The 16,792-nt window shown below is 69.8% G+C and carries 14 protein-coding genes; 3 read left to right on the top strand and 11 right to left on the bottom strand.

Annotation, left to right across the window (positions count from 1 at the left end; genetic code table 11):
- From Aple_RS01155 to boxC, 3 genes are all read right to left on the bottom strand, one after another.
- Nucleotides 1-182 (bottom strand): ferredoxin family protein (locus Aple_RS01155; protein ID WP_170321217.1); only part of this gene is annotated, 182 nt, incomplete at its 3' end.
- Nucleotides 183-206: 24 nt separating this feature from the next.
- Nucleotides 207-1,211 (bottom strand): NAD(P)/FAD-dependent oxidoreductase, encoded by a 1,005-nt coding sequence (locus Aple_RS01150; protein ID WP_155342522.1) that lies wholly within the window; start codon nucleotides 1,209-1,211, stop codon nucleotides 207-209.
- Between the two features lie 2 nt (nucleotides 1,212-1,213).
- Complete coding sequence (gene boxC, locus Aple_RS01145; RefSeq protein ID WP_155342521.1) at nucleotides 1,214-2,890, bottom strand: 2,3-epoxybenzoyl-CoA dihydrolase; 1,677 nt, start codon at nucleotides 2,888-2,890, stop codon at nucleotides 1,214-1,216.
- 196 nt (nucleotides 2,891-3,086) lie between these two features.
- Here boxC and Aple_RS01140 point away from each other — a divergent pair, with 196 nt between their 5' ends.
- Complete coding sequence (locus Aple_RS01140) at nucleotides 3,087-3,968, top strand: PaaX family transcriptional regulator (RefSeq protein ID WP_218038044.1); 882 nt, start codon at nucleotides 3,087-3,089, stop codon at nucleotides 3,966-3,968.
- 25 nt (nucleotides 3,969-3,993) lie between these two features.
- Here the strand turns inward: Aple_RS01140 and boxB are convergent, their stop codons facing one another.
- The 3 genes from boxB to Aple_RS01125 are packed head-to-tail and all read right to left on the bottom strand — an operon-like array spanning nucleotide 3,994 to nucleotide 7,913.
- The gene (gene boxB / locus Aple_RS01135; RefSeq protein ID WP_155342519.1) at nucleotides 3,994-5,472 is read right to left on the bottom strand and encodes a benzoyl-CoA 2,3-epoxidase subunit BoxB; all 1,479 of its coding nucleotides are present in this window, start codon (nucleotides 5,470-5,472) and stop codon (nucleotides 3,994-3,996) included.
- A 36-nt stretch (nucleotides 5,473-5,508) separates the two neighbouring features.
- On the bottom strand, nucleotides 5,509-7,059 hold the full coding sequence (paaZ, locus tag Aple_RS01130; protein WP_155342518.1) for a phenylacetic acid degradation bifunctional protein PaaZ: 1,551 nt from the start codon (nucleotides 7,057-7,059) through the stop codon (nucleotides 5,509-5,511).
- On the bottom strand, nucleotides 7,056-7,913 hold the full coding sequence (locus tag Aple_RS01125; protein WP_155342517.1) for a 3-hydroxyacyl-CoA dehydrogenase family protein: 858 nt from the start codon (nucleotides 7,911-7,913) through the stop codon (nucleotides 7,056-7,058). The genes paaZ and Aple_RS01125 overlap by 4 nt, the downstream gene beginning before the upstream one ends.
- 332 nt (nucleotides 7,914-8,245) lie before the next feature.
- Here Aple_RS01125 and Aple_RS01120 point away from each other — a divergent pair, with 332 nt between their 5' ends.
- Together Aple_RS01120 and Aple_RS01115 are read left to right on the top strand one after the other, a co-directional pair.
- The gene (locus tag Aple_RS01120) at nucleotides 8,246-9,937 is read left to right on the top strand and encodes a peptide ABC transporter substrate-binding protein (RefSeq protein ID WP_155342516.1); all 1,692 of its coding nucleotides are present in this window, start codon (nucleotides 8,246-8,248) and stop codon (nucleotides 9,935-9,937) included.
- A gap of 123 nt (nucleotides 9,938-10,060) precedes the next feature.
- On the top strand, nucleotides 10,061-11,839 hold the full coding sequence (locus Aple_RS01115) for a S9 family peptidase (protein ID WP_218038043.1): 1,779 nt from the start codon (nucleotides 10,061-10,063) through the stop codon (nucleotides 11,837-11,839).
- Between the two features lie 28 nt (nucleotides 11,840-11,867).
- Here Aple_RS01115 and Aple_RS01110 read toward each other — a convergent pair whose 3' ends face one another.
- The 5 genes from Aple_RS01110 to Aple_RS01090 all read right to left on the bottom strand — a co-directional run bounded on the left by Aple_RS01110 (nucleotide 11,868) and on the right by Aple_RS01090 (nucleotide 16,772).
- The gene (locus Aple_RS01110; RefSeq protein WP_170321216.1) at nucleotides 11,868-13,097 is read right to left on the bottom strand and encodes a TetR/AcrR family transcriptional regulator; all 1,230 of its coding nucleotides are present in this window, start codon (nucleotides 13,095-13,097) and stop codon (nucleotides 11,868-11,870) included.
- A gap of 195 nt (nucleotides 13,098-13,292) precedes the next feature.
- Nucleotides 13,293-14,177, bottom strand: a complete 885-nt coding sequence (locus Aple_RS01105) for an ABC transporter permease (RefSeq protein ID WP_155342513.1) — start codon at nucleotides 14,175-14,177, stop codon at nucleotides 13,293-13,295.
- The gene (locus Aple_RS01100) at nucleotides 14,177-15,001 is read right to left on the bottom strand and encodes an ABC transporter ATP-binding protein (protein ID WP_155342512.1); all 825 of its coding nucleotides are present in this window, start codon (nucleotides 14,999-15,001) and stop codon (nucleotides 14,177-14,179) included. Before Aple_RS01100 ends, Aple_RS01105 begins: the two co-directional genes overlap by 1 nt.
- Nucleotides 14,998-16,113, bottom strand: a complete 1,116-nt coding sequence (locus Aple_RS01095) for an ABC transporter substrate-binding protein (protein WP_155342511.1) — start codon at nucleotides 16,111-16,113, stop codon at nucleotides 14,998-15,000. The genes Aple_RS01100 and Aple_RS01095 overlap by 4 nt, the downstream gene beginning before the upstream one ends.
- Nucleotides 16,114-16,265: 152 nt before the next feature.
- Nucleotides 16,266-16,772, bottom strand: a complete 507-nt coding sequence (locus tag Aple_RS01090; protein ID WP_155342510.1) for a DoxX family protein — start codon at nucleotides 16,770-16,772, stop codon at nucleotides 16,266-16,268.
- Between the last annotated feature and the right edge of the window lie 20 nt (nucleotides 16,773-16,792).

The raw sequence follows: 16,792 nt of genomic DNA, 5'->3' as shown, positions 1-16,792 counted from the left end.
TCCCGCCGGTCCTGGCTGATCGCCTCGACCGGGCAGACGGGCTCGCAGGCGCCGCAGTCGATGCACTCCTTGGGGTTGATGTACAGCTTGCGGTCCCCCTCGTAGATGCAGTCGACCGGGCACTCCTCCACGCACGACTTGTCCATGACGTCGATGCATGGCGCGGCGATGACGTACGGCATGTGGATCTCCTGTTGGCGGAACGGCTAAAGCGGCGCCGGGCCGTCGGTCGAGTGCCCCGGGAACAGCTGGGCGTGGGGGTCGAGGTGCACGGCCGCGTTGTTGACGGCGGTTGCCACCTCGCCGAAGCCGGTCGCGATCAGGCGGACCTTGCCGTCGTAATCGGCGATGTCGCCGGCAGCGAAGACGCCGGGCACGTTGGTGCGCATCGCCGGGTCCACCACCAGATGGCGGTTGTCGCGCAGGTCGAGACCCCATGCGCGCAGCGGCCCCAGGTTGGCGGTGAACCCGAGCGCCGCGACGAGCCGGTCGCACGGCAGCGTGCGCACGCCGTCCTCGCCGGTCACGCCGACCTCCACCCGCTCCAGCCGTTCGCCGCCGAGGGCGGCCGTGACCTGGGCGTTGAGGATGATCTTCACGGGCGAAGCCGTGAGTCGCCCGATCGAGCCATGGTGGGCCCGGAACGCGGTCCGGCGGTGCACGAGCGTGACGCTCGCGGCGATGGGATGGAGCATGAGGGCCCAGTCCACCGCGCTGTCGCCGCCGCCTACGACGACGACGTCCCTTCCCTCGTAGTCCGCGCTGTCCGGCACGAAATACGCCAGGCCCTGGCCGAGGAACTCCTCCCCCGCCGGCAGCGGGCGCGGGGTGAAGGTGCCGATGCCGCCCGTCACGACGACCGCTCCGGCGGTGATCTCGGTTCCCGCGCCGGTCTTCACCACGAGCAGGTCGGGGCGGCCCCCGCGGGGGACGCGGTCGAGCCGCTGGGCCTCCTGCCCGAGCAGGTACGCCGGGTCGTACGGCGCGGCCTGCTCGACCAGGTTGGCGATCAGCCGACGGCCCGACACCGCCGGGAACCCCGCGACATCGAAGATCTCCTTCTCCGGGTACATCGCGCTGACCTGGCCGCCGACCTGGCTCAGCGAGTCGACGACCGCGGTGCGCAGACCGCGCACGCCGGCGTAGTAGGCGCCGAACAGGCCGACCGGCCCGGCTCCGACGATCAGCACGTCGACGTCGAACGCGCTCATCGTCAGACCCGCGTGAGGTCGTACTCGCCCTTGCGCCCGGTGCCGTAGCGGCGCAGGGCGCCGTCCGGACCGGAGGCGTTCGGGCGGATGAAGATCCAGTTCTGCCAGGCGCTGAGGCGGGCGAAGATCTTCGTCTCCAGCGTCTCCGGGCCGACGAAACGGTGGTTGGCCTCCATACCGGTCAGCGCGTCGGGCGACAGCGAGGCGCGCTCCTCCAGCACGATGCGCAACTCGTCCTCGAAGTCGATGTCGTCAAGGGCCAGGGTGACCAGGCCGAGCTCCACCGCGGCGGCGGCGTCGAGCGGCTCGCCGATGCGGGCGCGGGCGGCGGCGAGGTCCTTCTCGTTGCCCCAGAAGCGGGACTCCAGCCGGGACAGGCCGTTGCCCATGGGGAAGGCGCCGTCGTTGCACTCGCTCAGCCGGATGGTGGCGGGAACCTCGTCTCCGCGGTCCTGGTAGACGCCCTCCAGCATGTACTGCCGGTCCGCGGCCAGGGCCAGCTCCAGCAGCGGGCCGGCGAACGCCGTGCCGGGCTCGATGACGGCGATCAGGCTGCGGCTGGTGACGTCGAGGCGCTTGAGCGTGCGCTTGTAGTAGTGGCGCACCTCGTTGACGAACCAGTCGTCCGCGAGCTCGCGCAGCTGGGCGTCGTAGGCCAGCACGCGCTCGGCGTCGCCGACGGCGCGCAGCACCCAGATGCCGAGCCCCGGCTCGTTGGCGCGCAGGTGCAGCACAAGGTCGTCCAGCGCCCGCGTCACGGCGAGCGGCCAGTAGTCCGCGCCCTGGGCCAGCACCGCCGCGGCGCCGGCCGGCGGCGCGTCACGCGGGCCCTCTACCGTGATGTCGGCGCGGCGGGCCAGGCGGTCGATCTTCGCCGAGACGTGGGGGTAGGTGATCGTGTCGCCCTCGTCCGCGCGCTCCAGCGGCGTCAGCGTGACGCCCACGGCGTCGGACGGGCGCGTCGAGGAGGCGGCGGCCAGCCGGGCACGCCTGCCGACCTCCCCGGCGAAGGAGTTGCGCGGCACGGCGGCGTCCACCAGTCCCCACTCCACGGCCGTGGCCCCGCGATAGCCCTCGGGCTTGGTGGCGAACAGGTCGGCGCGGTCCTTGCGGACATGGCGCTTGTCCACCACCCTGGTCAGCCCGCCGGTGCCGGGGAGCACGCCGAGCAGGGGGACCTCGGGCAGCGAAACGGCCGAGGAGCCGTCGTCCACCAGGACGATCTGGTCGCAGGCGAGCGCGAGCTCGTAACCGCCGCCGGCGGCCGTTCCGTTGAGCGCAGCGATCCAGGTCTGGCCGGAGTTCGCGGAGGCGTCCTCGACGCCGTTGCGGGTCTCGTTGGTGAACTTGCAGAAGTTCACCTTCCAGGCGTGCGAGGCCTGGGCGAGCATGCGGATGTTGGCGCCGGCGCAGAACATGCGCTCCAGGCCGCCGGTCACCACGACCGCCCTGACCCCGGGGTGCTCGAACCGGAGCCGCTGGACGATGTCGTACAGCTCGATGTCGACGCCGAGGTCGTAGGAGTTCATCTTGAGCTCGTAGCCGGGGACCAGGCCGCCGTGCTCGGCGACGCGCAGCGTGACGGTGGCCACTTCCCCGTCCAGGTCGAGCGTCCAGTGCCGGTACCGGTCCGGGGAGGTCGCGAAGCGGACCACCGGGGCACTCTCAGTGACAGTCAATGCGGGCTCCGTACATGGTTAATCGGGGCTTTGCCCTATCAATATTCGACGCATACTCGACGCTACGTCAAGTTCTTGTAGCATTTACTACATGCTCGGGCAGTGACGAGGCCCGGGTGTCGCGTACGTTGCGCGCCGGCACCCCCGGCCTGGCAGAATGCGCGTCACCACCGTGTCGAGCGACAGGAGTGCAGACTTGGCCCCGCGCGATGCGCGCACGACCTCCGGCCAGGTGGCCGAACCGGCTGAACGCCAGCGTGAGAAGGCAGCCGCCAGCGCGCGCTCGATCCTGCTGACGGTCCTCGGGGAGTTCGTGCTCCCGCGCGGGGGCCAGGTCTGGACGGGCACCCTGGTCGGCGCGCTCGGCGCCCTCGGCATCGAGGAAAAGTCCGCGCGGCAGTCCCTGGCCCGCACCGCCGCCGAGGACCTGCTGGACTCGACCCGCCACGGACGGCGGGTGCGCTGGAACCTGACACCGGCCGGGGACCGGCTGCTGCGCGAGGGCACCGACCGCATCTACGGCTTCATGCGCAAGCCGCACGGCTGGGACGGCCGCTGGCTCGTGCTCACCGTCGGCGTACCGGAGACGCAGCGTCAGCTGCGCCACCGGCTGCGCACCCGGCTGACCTGGCTCGGGCTGGGCTCCCCCGCCCCCGGTCTGTGGGTGGTGCCCGACGCGTCCAAGGAGGCCGCCGTGCGCGACGTCATCGCCGAACTCGACCTCCACGACCGCGCGTACGCCTGGACGGGGCCGTCGGCCGGGGTCGGCGACACCGGCAAACTGATCACGGCCGCGTGGGACCTCGACGACGTGGAACGGCGGTATCTGGCCTTCATCGAACACTTCGAGGGAACCAAGGTGTCCGCCGACCGGGAGGCGTTCGTCAACCAGGTGCTGCTCATCCAGGAGTGGCGGCGCTTCCCGTTCCTCGATCCCGACCTGCCGCCCGAGCTGCTGGATCACGACTGGCCGGGCCCCCGGGCGGCGGCGGTCTTCCACGACCTGCACAACCGGTGGCACCGGCGGGCCCAGGAGCAGTGGGACCGGATGGACGAGGACGCGGCGGCCCGGACCTAAGGCGGGCCGGGCGCGGGGCCGCGGGTCAGAGCAGTCCCTCTTCGGCCAGGTGCACGTAGTCGAACTCGACCGGCTGGTCATTGATGCCGGTCTTCGGCGGGGCGATCCAGCCGGCGAACTTGCCGTACTCGTACTCGGGGACCATGAGAGAGGCCACCTTGGCGCGGTCCTCGGCCGTGGGCAGCCACTCGTCGGCGCGGGCCTGCCAGGTGGACTCGTCCACGACTTCGCCCTGCGGGGTGATGCGGTGGCCGGTGTACACGCCGACCTTGCGGTTGAAGCCCTCGTGCGGCAGGTGGATCCGCTCGGTCAGGCCCGCGTCCTCCAGCGCCTGGTTCCAGCGGCGGACGCCGTTGGCGCAGTCGGCGACGTACTCGTCGCGCAGGTCCAGGTTGAGCGCGCTCAGCATCGGCACCGTCCTGGTCCTGATCTGGCCGTCCTCGACGTAGCGCATCTCGCGGGTGGCCTCCAGCAGGACGTGGTCGTCCTTGCGCCGGGTCTCCATCCAGCGGCCCTTGAGACCGGAGGTGTAGTAGTTGCCGGCGTTGGTCGACTGCTCGGAGCCGAACAGGTCCATGGAGACCGAGTACTGGAAGTTCAGATATTTCTGGATGACGTCGAGGGAGATGCCGCCGTGCGGGAAGACGTCGGCCGTGCCGTGCCGCTTCATCAGTTCGGCGGTGCGCTCCAGGATCCGCTGCACGCCGGTGGTGCCCACGAACATGTGGTGGGCCTCCTCCTTCAGCATGAACTCGCAGGTACGCGCCAGCGGGTCGAAGGCCGACTCCTTGAGCGTGCCGAGCTGGTACTTGCCGTCCCGGTCGGTGAAGTAGGTGAACATGAAGAACTGGAGCCAGTCGGTCGTCTCCTCGTTGAACGCACCCAGGATGCGCGGCGCGTCCAGATCGCCGGAATTGCGCTTGAGCAGCTGCTCGGCCTCCTCCCGGCCCTCCCGGCCGAAGTAGGCGTGCAGGAGGTAGACCATCGCCCACAGGTGGCGGCCCTCCTCCACGTTGACCTGGAAAAGGTTGCGCAGGTCGTAGATGCTCGGCGCGGTGTTGCCGAGGACGCGCTGCTGCTCGACCGAGGCGGGCTCGGTGTCGCCCTGGACGACGATCAGCCGCATCAGGTCGGCGCGATGCTCGCCCGGCACCTCCTGCCAGGCCGGCTCGCCCTTGTGCTTGCCGAAGTTGACCTTGCGGTCGGGGTCCCGCTCGGCCAGGAAGATGCCCCAGCGGTACTCGTCCATCGGGACGTGGTCGAAGTGCGCCCAGCCGTCGCGCCCCACGGCGACCGCCGTCCGCAGGTAGACGTCCTTGGTCGGCAGGGCCGGGCCGAGCTGCTTCCACCAGTCGAGGAACTTCGGCTGCCACCCCTCCAGCGCGCGCTGGAGGCGGCGGTCGCCCGCGAGGTCGACGTTGTTGGGGATGCGCTCGCTGTAGTCGACCCGGCTGAGCGGCCCAGTGGGCAGGGGGGCGGCGCCGGTACGAGAGTCGATGCTCATCGCTTCTCCTGTCTGAGTACGTTCGAAATTGCCGGGCTATCCAGCCGTGATCGCGTCGAGCACCGCGGGCCCGCCCTGGACGGCGGTGCGCCGCAGGTGGGCGTGGACGGCGCGCAGGCCGCCTTCCTCCTCGCCGCCGCCCGCGCGGCCGGGGCCGCCGTGGACGAGCTGGGGCATCGGGGTGCCGTGCCCGGTGGACTCCCCCGCGCTGTCGCGGTCCAGCACGAGGATGCGGCCATGGTGGGCGGCCGCCCCCAGCACGACCTCGCGGACGAAGTCCCCGTCGCGGGAGACGACCGATCCGGCCAGGGATCCCTCGCCGCGGGCCACCAGGTCCAGCAGGTCCGCGACCCCGTGGTATGGCATGAGCGTGCTCACTGGGCCGAACGCCTCCACCTCGTGCGGTTCCGGGCGGGCCGCGTCGTCCACGCGCAGCAGCAACGGCGACAGGAACGCGCCCCGCTCGCCGTCGGCCCCCACCACCTCGACCTTGTGCGGGTCGCCGTACACGATCGCGCCGGCCGAGGCCAGCCGCGCGACCGCGGCGCGCACGTCCTCCCGCTGGGCCAGGCCGGCGAGGGCGCCCATGGTCACGCCCGCCGCACCCGGCGCGCCGACGACGACCCGCGCGAGCCGGGCCTCGACCGCCTCCGACACCGCGTCGAGGAGAACCGCGGGCACGAACGCGCGGCGTATGGCGGTGCACTTCTGCCCCGCCTTGACCGTCATCTCGGTCACGAGCGCGTCGGCGAACAGGTCGAACTCCAGCTGTCCGGGCACAGCGTCCGGGCCGAGCACCGAGCAGTTCAGGGAGTCGGCTTCGGCGTTGAAGCGAGCTGATCGGCGAGTCATGGCCGGGTCGGCCCGTAGCCGGGCTGCCGTGGCGGCGGACCCGGTGAACCCGATGTGGTCCTGCCCGCCGAGCAGGTCGAACAGTCCCGGGATGCTCCCGCTGACGAGCTGGACCGCCCCGGGAGGCAATGCGTCCGCGATGACGCGCACGGCGTGGGCCGCGATGTAGGCCGTGGGAGTCGCGGGCTTGACAATGGTGGGCAGTCCCGCGAGCAGCGCGGGCGCGAGCTTCTCCAGCATGCCCCACACCGGGAAGTTGAACGCGTTGATCTGCAAGGAGACCCCGCGCGGAGTGGTCAGGACATGCCGGCCCGCGAACGTGCCGCCCTTCCCCAGCGGCACGGGGTCGTCCTCGGCGATCAGCGTGTGGTCGGGCAGCCCGTTGCGCGCCAGGCTCACATACACCAGCGCGGTGCCGATGCCACCGTCCACGTCCACCTGGGCGTCGCTCCGCGTCGCCCCGGCCCGCGCCGACAGGTCGTACAGCTCCTGCCTGCGCTCGCGGAGCGCGAGGGCGGCCGCCTTGAGCGCCTCGGCCCGCTGGTGGAAGGTCAGCTCGCCGAGCGCGGCCAGGCCGGTCCCGCGCGCGTACGCCACGGCGGCGGCGAGGTCGAGGCCCTCGCTGCTGACGTGGGTGACGGTGGCGCCGGTGACCGCGTCGGCGACGGGGGTCCCCGCGCCGGCACCGCGCCGCCAGGCGCCCTCCAGGTAACTCGGCAGCGTCTCCGTGCTCATGACTCGCTCCACTCGTAGAAACCCTTGCCGGTCTTGCGTCCCAGGTGGCCCTGCTCGACGAGCTCGACGAGCAGGGCCGGCGGGGAGAACCGGGCGCCCAGCTCGCGTTCGAGGTAGCGGGCGATGCCCAGCCGCACGTCCAGGCCCACCAGGTCGGTGAGCCGCAGTGGCCCGGTCGGGTGGCCGTAGCCCAGCGTCATCGCGGCGTCGATGTCCTCGGCGGCGGCGATGCCGGACTCGACCATCCGGATCGCCTCCAGCCCGAGGGCGACCCCGAGCCTGCTGCTGGCGAAGCCCGGCGCGTTCCGCACGACCACGGCGGTCTTGCCGATCTCCCTCACCCACGCCACGGCCCGGTCTCGCAGCGCCGGATCGGTGGCCGCCGCGATCACCACCTCGACCAGCCTGCTCGCCGGGACGGGGTTGAAGAAGTGCAGCCCGAGGAGGCGCTCGGGCCGGGCCAGCGCCCCGGCGAGCGTGTCGAGGGAGATGCTGCTGGTGTTGGACGCGATCACCGCGCCGGGTTCCACCGCGTCCTCGACGGCGCGCAGGGTGACGAGCTTGAGATCGAGGTCCTCGGGCACCGCCTCGATCACCAACCCGGCCCCGGCCAGCCCGGCGGGGCCGGTGACGGTGGTGAGGCGGGACAGGGGCTCGGCGGCGGCGCCGATGACGCCGCGCTTCACACTGGCCCCGACGGCACGGGCCACCCGGTCGCGGGCGGCCTCCACGGCCTGCTCATCGCGCTCCACCAGCGTGACGCGGCGGTCAGCGAGTAGTAGGGCGTGGGCGATACCGGCGCCCATCCGACCGCCGCCGACAACCCCGCAGTGGCCGGGTAGAACGGTGGTCATGACAGTTCCTCACCTTGGCGTGTATACACAACCCTAATCTGCCACACTCTGGTTGCGTAGCGGAAGAGTTAAGTAGCAAATTCAGCGACCGGCCCGCCAGGGTGCCAGGAATCGCTCGATCTCGTTGAGGGCCAGCGAGAGGATCACCCCGAGAGCCGAGATGACGATCAGCGAGAACCATCTCGATCCTCAGGCGTTGTTCGAGCGTCTCCTGCACAAGTCATCGGCATTGACTATGAGTTTGCCCATCCTCCTTGCCATGTATGCCCAGCGTATCTACGATGTGGGTCACATTCCGCTGGTACGGCGGTTTGTCAAGGAAGGTCCGGCGCATGAACCACCGTCACAGATTCCCCCTGTCAGCGCTAGCCGGTCTGACCGGCCTCGCCCTCGGCTCGGCTGGTTGCTCGATCCCCGCCGACACCTCCCCTGCCGCGCGACCGTCCACGTCCGCGGCCGTCCACGTCCGGACGGGTGGCGCCATCGTCATCGGCGCCGAGCAGGAACCAGACTGCACCGACTGGATCGGGACCTGTGGAGGATCCATCTGGGGCACCTACATCATGCAAACCCCTACCATCCCCAAAGTGTTCGAGGTGCGCCGCCAGGGAGACAACTGGGTTCCCGTCGCCTCCCAGCTGATGGCCTCGGAGCCGACGATCGAAGATGGGGACCGCCCCCAGATCACCTACAAGCTCCGCCCCGAGGCCGTCTGGTCCGACGGCAAGCCCATCACCTCCAAGGACCTTGAGTACACCGCGCTGCAGGTGCGCGACGGCAAGGACGTCTTCGACAAGACCGGCTACGACCGGATCTCCTCGATCGAGACGCCCGACGAGAAGACCGCGGTCGTCACCCTCAAGTCCCGTTACGGAGGCTGGCGCACCTTGTTCAGCTCCGGGTATGGCGTGCTGCCCGCGCATCTCCTGCAGGGCAAGGACCGCAACGCCGTGATGAAGGACGGCTACGACTTCAGCGGCGGCCCTTGGAAGATCAAGGAATGGGCCAGGGGCATCTCCGTCACCCTGGTCCCCAACGACCGGTATTGGGGCGAGCGCCCCAAGCTCGACCAGGTCACCTTCCAGTTCACCCCCGACACCGCGGCCGCCTTCCAGGCGTTCAAGAGCGGCCAGCTCGACGCGCTCTACCCGACGCCGCAGCTCGACGCGGTCGAGCAGATCAAGTCCGGGCTGCCGGACGCCAACACGCAGGTGGACGCGCAGACGGGCAACCTCGAAGCGCTCTGGATGAACAACGGAACGTTCCCGTTCGACTCCCAGCCGGTCCGCGAGGCCATCGCCTACTCCGTCGACCGCAAAGCGATCGTCGAGCGGCTGTACGGCTCGCTCGGGGTCAAGGAACCGTCGCAGAGCTTCCTGTCGCCGCTCCTCTCGACGTACGCGGCATCCGCCTTCGCCAAGTACACCCGCGACCTGGCCAAAGTCCAGCAGATCATGACCGGCGCCGGGTGGGCGAAGAACGCGGACGGGATCTGGGCCAAGGACGGCCGCCCCGCCCGCTTCACGATCGTCTCGCTGGCCGGTAACAAGCGCCGCGAGCTGACCGAGCAGGTGCTCCAGACGCAGCTCAAGGAGGCTGGCTTCCAGCTGGACATCAAGAACACCACACCGGCCAACCTCTTCGGCAAGCAGGCACCGGCGGGCGACTTTCAGATGGGCCTGTGGACCCTCGTCGACACCTTCCCCGACCCTTCGCTCAGCAACTCCTTCAGCTCTACCTCGATCCCGACCGAGGCCAACGGCCGCTCCGGCATCAATTTCATGAGGGCCAAGGTGGACGGCCTGGACCCGCTGCTCGAACAGGTGGACGCCGAGCTGGACGAGACCACCCGTACGGCGGCGTCCGTCAAGGCCGACGAGCTGATCGCCTCCGCCGTCCCGTCGATCCCGCTCGGCGCCGTCCCCAACGTGCTGCTGTGGAACCGGCGGCTCGGCGGCCCGATCAGCATCAACCCGGTCGAGGGACCCTGGTGGAACCTGGAGCAATGGGGCTTGGCGCAGTGAGGCGGAACCCTTGCTGACTTTCCTATGGACATCTGAGAGGACCGAGCGATCATGCCGTGGCAACGCTTCTTCGAAGCCCGTCAGTGCTTGACCCTTCGCCGGGGCCGGGGAGCGGGAGACCTTGTGCTGTGGGTGGAGGACACCGAGATCGGTCCTCGACTGTCGGTGTGGGACGTGCGGGAGGATGTGACCCGCCCGGTAACCGGGAAGGTCGGCGACGCGGAGAACGCCGTACTGACGGCCGCGGGCGACGCCGTGCTGAGCCACCACTCCGACGACGACGGCTCCGAGATGGGACACGTCATGGCGACCTGCCTGGCGACGGGCACGGTGCGCGACCTGACCCCCGGCCTGCCGCCGTACACGCTGCGCGGCATCGACGTGGCCCGGGAGGGCGACCAGGTGGTGCTCACCGCCGTCGCGGCGGACGGGTTCAGCCTCTGGCTGGTCGCGGGCGGACCGCCCAGGCGGCTGTTCACCTCGCGTAACGAGGCGTGGAACGGCCTGATCTCCGCCGACGGGACGCTGGTGAGCGTCGACACCACCGACCACGACCCGAGCCTTCGACGCTTTGGGGTGACCGTGCTCGACCCCGCCTCCGGGACCGTCCTGGCCTTCCTGTCCGACGGTCCGGCCAGCCCGGTGCGCGCGGTGCGCTTCTCCCCCGTGCCCGGCGACCCGCGCCTGCTCGTCTCGACGGAGCGATCCGGGTTCGCCCGGCCCTGCGTCTGGAACCCCCTCGACGGGAGCCGCCTGGACGTCGGCGCCCCACACCTGGTCGGCGACGTCGTGCCTCTGGACTGGTCCGACGACGCGGCGTACGTGCTGCTGGCGCACGTGGATGGGGGCGTCCACCGCATGCTCGAACTCGATGTCCGCACCGGGGAGGTGGCACCCGTCGACCACCCCTCGGGCGCCTACTTCGAGCCTGACGTCGCCGCGACCCACCTGAACATCTGGGCCTCCCACTACGGCCAGGACGGCATCCGGCTGCTGCGCCAGCGCTTCGACATCCCCCTCACGGTCCTTGACGTCGATCGGGGCAGCGGGGCCACCACGCTCCGGCGGCCCGGCAGCGCTCCCGCCGGCGTCCGCGCCGTCTCGCGCACAATCCGCTCCGCCGACGGCACGGCGCTGCAGCTGTGGACGTGCGTGCCGCCCGGCGCCACCGCCCCTGGCCCGCTCGTCCTCTATCTGCACGGCGGCCCCAACATGGTGACAGTCGACCGGTACAACGCGCAGGCGCAGACCTGGCTCGACGAGGGCGTCGGCTACGCGGCGCTGAACTATCGTGGCTCGGTCACATTCGGCCGCGAGTTCCGGGAAGGGTTCCGGCCGTCGCTCGGCGACCGGGAACTGGAGGATCTGAACGCCGCGGTCCAGTGGCTGGTGGCCGAGGGGATGGCCGCCAAGGACCAGGTCTTCGTCACAGGCGTCTCCTACGGCGGCTACCTGTCGCTGCTGGCGATGGGCCGCGCGCCCCACCTGTTCGCGGGCGCGCTGGCGTTCGTGCCGATGGCCGACTGGCTCTCCGCGTACAACGACCAGAATCCTGCGCAGCAGCGGGCGTGGCGGTACTTCATGGGCGGCTTCCCCGACGAAGTACCCGACAAGTACCGGCGGGCGTCCCCCATCACCTACGTCGGCGACGTCCGCGCGCCCGTCTGGATCAGCCACGCCACCCATGACACCCGCTGCCCGCCGCGCCAGGTCCACGAGTACGCCCTGTCGCTCGAACGCGCCGGCGGCGACGTCGTCCTCGACTGGTTCACCGGCGGTCACGAGACCAGCAGCAGGGACCAGGCCATCGCCGACCAGCGGCGCATGCTGGAACTGGTGCGGTCGGCGCTGCGCGGCGAGCGCTGGTCCACCGGGCCGGTGACGCCCCCTCCGGGATGGTGACCGTAACGAATCACACCTGGCGAATGCCCTAGGTACGTTCGCTCGGCAGCAGTCCGAGCATGAAGAGGCGGGCGAAGATGTCGGCGAGGTCTGCGGGGCTCAACCGGCCGGCGGGGTTGTACCAGCGGGCCGCGGAGTTGAACATGCCGATGAGGGTGCGCGTCATGAGACCAGCGTCCAGTGGGCGCAGTTGGCCGGAGTCGATCCCCGCCTCGATCACGTCGCGGAAGATGCCCACCCAGCGCACGTTCAGCTTGTCGATGCTGCGGTGGGCTGTGGGTTCCAGGTAGCGCATGTTCTCGTTGATCACGGCGATGGCGTCGCGCCGGGCGGCGACGAACTCCGTGTGGGAACGGATGAGCGCGACCAGCATCGTCACGGGATCCGTCGACACGCGGCGCAGGGCCGACTGCAACTGCGCGATGCTGTCCTTGTAGGTCTCGCGGTGGATCTCTTCGAGCAGATCGTGTTTGTAGTGGGCGTGGTACATCACGGCGCCCTTGGTGATCTCGGCCGCGTCGGCGAGGTCGCGGATCGAGCTCGCGTGGTATCCGGCCCGGGCGAAGCTCTTGGTGGCCGCCTCGACCACCTTCTGGCGGCCGGAGTTCACCGTCGAGGTCTTCACGTCGGGCGAGGCCGGAGCGGCGGGCAGCGCCAAGCCCCGGTCGGCGGCGGCGCCGCGGAGGAACAGATCGGTGGTCAGCTCGGCGATCCTGGGCACGGGCAGCGGGCCGTCCGGCCGGTACCAGCGGTGCATCTCGGTCATCGCTCCGAGCATCGCCTGCGCCACGACCCGCGCGTTGACGTCGACGAACTCGCCCTGGTCGATGCCCATGCGGATGATGGACACCCCTGCGGACTCGTAGTCGTCGCGGCGCCGCTCGATGAGCCTGGCGTTCTTCTCGCTGAGGTGTTTGCGTTCCCCGAAGAACACGCCGATCGCCGTCGGATGCTCGGCGACCATCTGTACATGGCGGGCGATGAACGCCACCAGCATTTCGACGGGGTCGCCGTCGTCGGCGGTCTGGGGGAAGAGCTGCCGCACGGTGAAGCTGTCGTGAAGCTCGAAAAGCAGTTCTTCCTTGGACGCCACGAAACGGTAGAGCGTGCGCTTGGTTATGTCGGCCGCCCGCGCGATGTCGTCCATGGTCGTCGAATCGAACCCCTGGAGAGCGAACAACTCGGTCGCGCATTCGAGAATCTGCTGCCGTCTTTCCTCAGCCGGCTTTCGGTTCGCCGAGCGACGCGTAACCGTCATGAGCCCGCTCCTGTTCGAGACGACAACGACGGTATCTCCATGTGTTCCGTTGGAGGTGTCAAGCCTCATTCCGGCGGCTGGTACCAACGACCAGCATAGGGTAACCCGGACCCCGATCACGTCAGTGCGGTGCGCCGACGGCGGGCCTCTCGCTCCGCCGTCGGCGTGTGGTTCACTGTGTTTCGCCCTGGAACGTCACCTTCCGCTGACGCTCGGAATCCAGGGTGTCAACCGGCGTCCGAGAAGTGTGATCGCCCCCTGAAACGCGACACCGAACAGCGCGACGGTGACGATTCCCACATACATCCGCGGCGCGAGGAACAACTGCCAGGATTGCCAGATCAGGAATCCGAGCCCGTTGTCCCCGTGGACGAACTCGACGCCGATCGCCACCAGGACGGCCATTCCCGCGCTTATCCGCAGCGAGACGACGATGCCCGGCATGGCCGCCGGAATGATCACGTGCTGGAACCGCCTGACCCGTGAGGTGCTCATGGAGTCGAACGCCTCGTGGTATCCCTTCGGGACCTCCAGGACCGCCGCCGTCGTCGAGATGCAGACCACGAAGAAGACCGCGATCATGATGAGCAGGACGGTGGGCCGCTCCCCCAGGCCGAAGATGAGCAGCAGCAGGGGCAGCACCGCGAGCTTGGGGACCGTGTAGAGGGCGCTGATGATCGGCCCGATCGCGACGCGCAGCGACCGCACCGAGCCCAGGCACAGGCCGATCGTCACCCCCAGCGCCGACCCCAGGGCCGTGCCCTGGAGGATCCGCCGGATGGAACCCCACAGATGCTCCCACAGGATGCCCTCCTCGATGAGCCGTCTTGCCTCGACCGCCACGTCGGTCGGCGCGGGGAAGAAGTCGCGGTCGATGAGCTCGTTGACGGCGGTGAGCTGCCACAACACCACGAGGACGACCGGGGTCCCCCAGCGCAGCGTGTTGTCCAGCCGGCGCCTGCGGCGCACGGACCTCCTCAGGTCGCGTTCGCGTGGGCCGGGGACTACGCGCACCGTCTTCTGTTCGGTCACCGGCCGCTCGACCGTGCCGCTGACCGGTTCGCTCGTCACTTCGGTCATCACGAGTCCCCCGCGCCAGTCTTCATCGTCCCGGGCAGCGCCTTCTCCACCTCGACCCGCAGCAGGTCCCAGATCCGCTGTTCGAGCTCGGCGAACTCCGCCGAGCCCCGGATCCGCGGGTCACGCGGGCGTTCGAAGGGCACCTGGAAGTCGGCGACCACCCGGCCGGGGCGCGAGCTCATCAGGACCACGCGGTCGCCCAGGTAGATGGCCTCGTCCAGGTTGTGCGTGATGAACAGGACCGAGCGCCGCCGCGTCTGCCACAGGGCCACGAGCTCGTCCTGCATGATCGTGCGGAGCTGGATGTCCAGGGCCGCGAACGGCTCGTCCATGAGGAGGAGTTCGGGCTCCAGCGCGAAGGCCCGCGCCACTGAGACCCGCTGGCGCATTCCGCCCGACAGCGTGTCCGGCAGCACGTCGGCGAAGTCGGTCAGCCCGACCCGATCGAGCCACGTCGCGGCCAGTTCCGCGCTCTTCTTCTTGGGCACCCCGTTGAGCCGCAGGCCCAGGCGCACGTTCTGGGCGACGGTCTTCCACGGGAAGATGCCGTAGTCCTGGAACACCACCGAGCGCCACGGGCGGGCCGGGTCGACGTGGGACACCTCGACCCGGCCGGTGCTGGGCTTCATCAGGTCGGCGACGATGCGCAGCAGGGTCGACTTGCCGCAGCCCGAGGGGCCCACCATGCACACGAACTCGCCCTCGCCGATGGTGAGATCCACGGCGTCCAGTGCCTGGACCGGCGCGGCCTTGTGCGGGAAGACCTTCGAGACCCCCTCGACCCGCACCTTCGCCCCGGCCTCCGGCGGCGCGGTCACCCTCATCCGGCCAGCTCCTTCAGGAATCCGTCGTAGAAGACGGAGGTGTACTCCAGCGGCTTGTCGTAGGTGAGCATCGAGGAGCCGGCGACCTTGCGGGCGGCGAACTCCGACTGGGCGCCGTCGAGGTAACGCTGGTCCAGTCGCGTGGCCATCTGGGCGGGGTCGCCGGTGCCGTAGTTGTCCGCGGGCAGCTTGACGAGGGAGTCGCCGGGCTGGCCGGTGTACTTGCTCGCGATCTCCACGATCGCCGGGTTCTTCGTCCAGTCGCCCTGGAGGTGGTCGCGGACGGTGCGGGTGAGGGCCCTGGTCAGCGCGAGGCCGACCTCCGGTTCCTTCTCCAGCAGCGATGGGCCGTACAGGTAGGCGGAGACCGGGTAGTCGGGTTTGCCCGACACCCAGACGCAGCAGTCCTTGCCCTGCAGGCTCAGCCAGAAGGGGTCGAGCAGGAGACCGGCGTCGACCGAGCCGTTGGCGAGCGCGGTCGCGATGTCGGCCGCCGCGAGTGTCTCCAGGGTGACATCGTCGGGGCTGACCTTGGTGCCGTCGGCCGACGTCGCGTTGATCGGCTCCAGGTAGTAGTAGAGGCTGACGTTCGGCCCCGAGGGGGCGTAGATCTTCAGGCCCTTGAGCTCCCCGGGCTGGACGACGCCGTCGTCGCCGGCGATCTTCTTCGACACCCACAGACCGAACTTGGACTCCGGCCGGGTCGTGCCGCCGGGAAACGCCAAGCGCACGTTCTTGCCGGTCGCCTGGAAGTTCAGGATGCCGGCCGACACGGTGCCGTTGGTGAAGTCGGCGTCGCCCCGCTCGACGACCAGAAGGTTGTCGGGGATCCCGATGGTTTCGAGCTTGAGCTCGATGTTCTCCTTCTCCAGCTCGCCCTTGGCGTCCGCGACGTACACGGGGAGGTTGGAGATGATCGCCCCCACCTGCGCCATGGTCACCGTGGTCCGCTGGGACAGCGGCCTGGGGGCCAGGCGATCCGAGCTGTCGGTCGCCTGGGCGGCGGTGATCTTCGGCGCGTCCGAGTCGCTCGACCCGCACGCTCCCAGCACACCCAGCGCCAGGACACCGGCGAAACCGGCGAGCGCCGCACGCCTAACGGAATCCAACATCGGTCATTCCTTACTGCTCCACATCGGGGGAGCGACTTTCAGGGTTCCCGGCCAGTCGATGTATACTTGCCGGTGAGTGTAGACTTGGCCGCAAAAGGGTCGCAAGGTTTCGGTAAAGTAAACTTCTCGGTAAGTGTACGAGTCGAGTTCTGTTACGACTCGTCACCCGCAGTCGCGGAGGGCCGGTAGGAGACTGCGAGCAACAATCCGCCCGCGCCCGCCCCCAGCACGGCGGCCGCCAGGGACCAGACCGGACCGGCCATCTCCCAGCCCATGAGGTGGTCGACCGACCATCGTCCCGGTCCCACCGCCACGAGGGCCACCGAGGTCAGCGCCACCACCATGGTGTACTCCCAGCCGCCCTTGAAGACGAAGAACCCCTTGCCGCGATGGTCGGTCAGCGCCGCCACCAGCATGAGGCCCACATACGCCGTACCCGCGGCCCAGGTGAGCGCGCCCAGCGTGATGGCCGTCCCGGCCAGGATCTCCGTACCCGCCGCCAGCCGCGCGTGCAGGCGGGCCGGGCGAACTCCCAGCGCCTCGAACCACTGCTCCGTGCCGCCGATTCCGCCGGGGCCGGCCAGCTTGTTCCATCCGTGCGCCACCAGCATGGGTCCCAGTGCCAGCCGGATGAGCAGCATGCTCAGGTCGACGTCCATTTCGCCGTTCCTTCCCGATC

It is taken from the genome of Acrocarpospora pleiomorpha (genome assembly GCF_009687885.1).
Classification (GTDB): Bacteria; Actinomycetota; Actinomycetes; order Streptosporangiales; family Streptosporangiaceae; genus Acrocarpospora; species Acrocarpospora pleiomorpha.
Note: the sequence above shows the minus strand (reverse complement) of the source record. Positions and strands in the feature narration are given on the sequence as shown.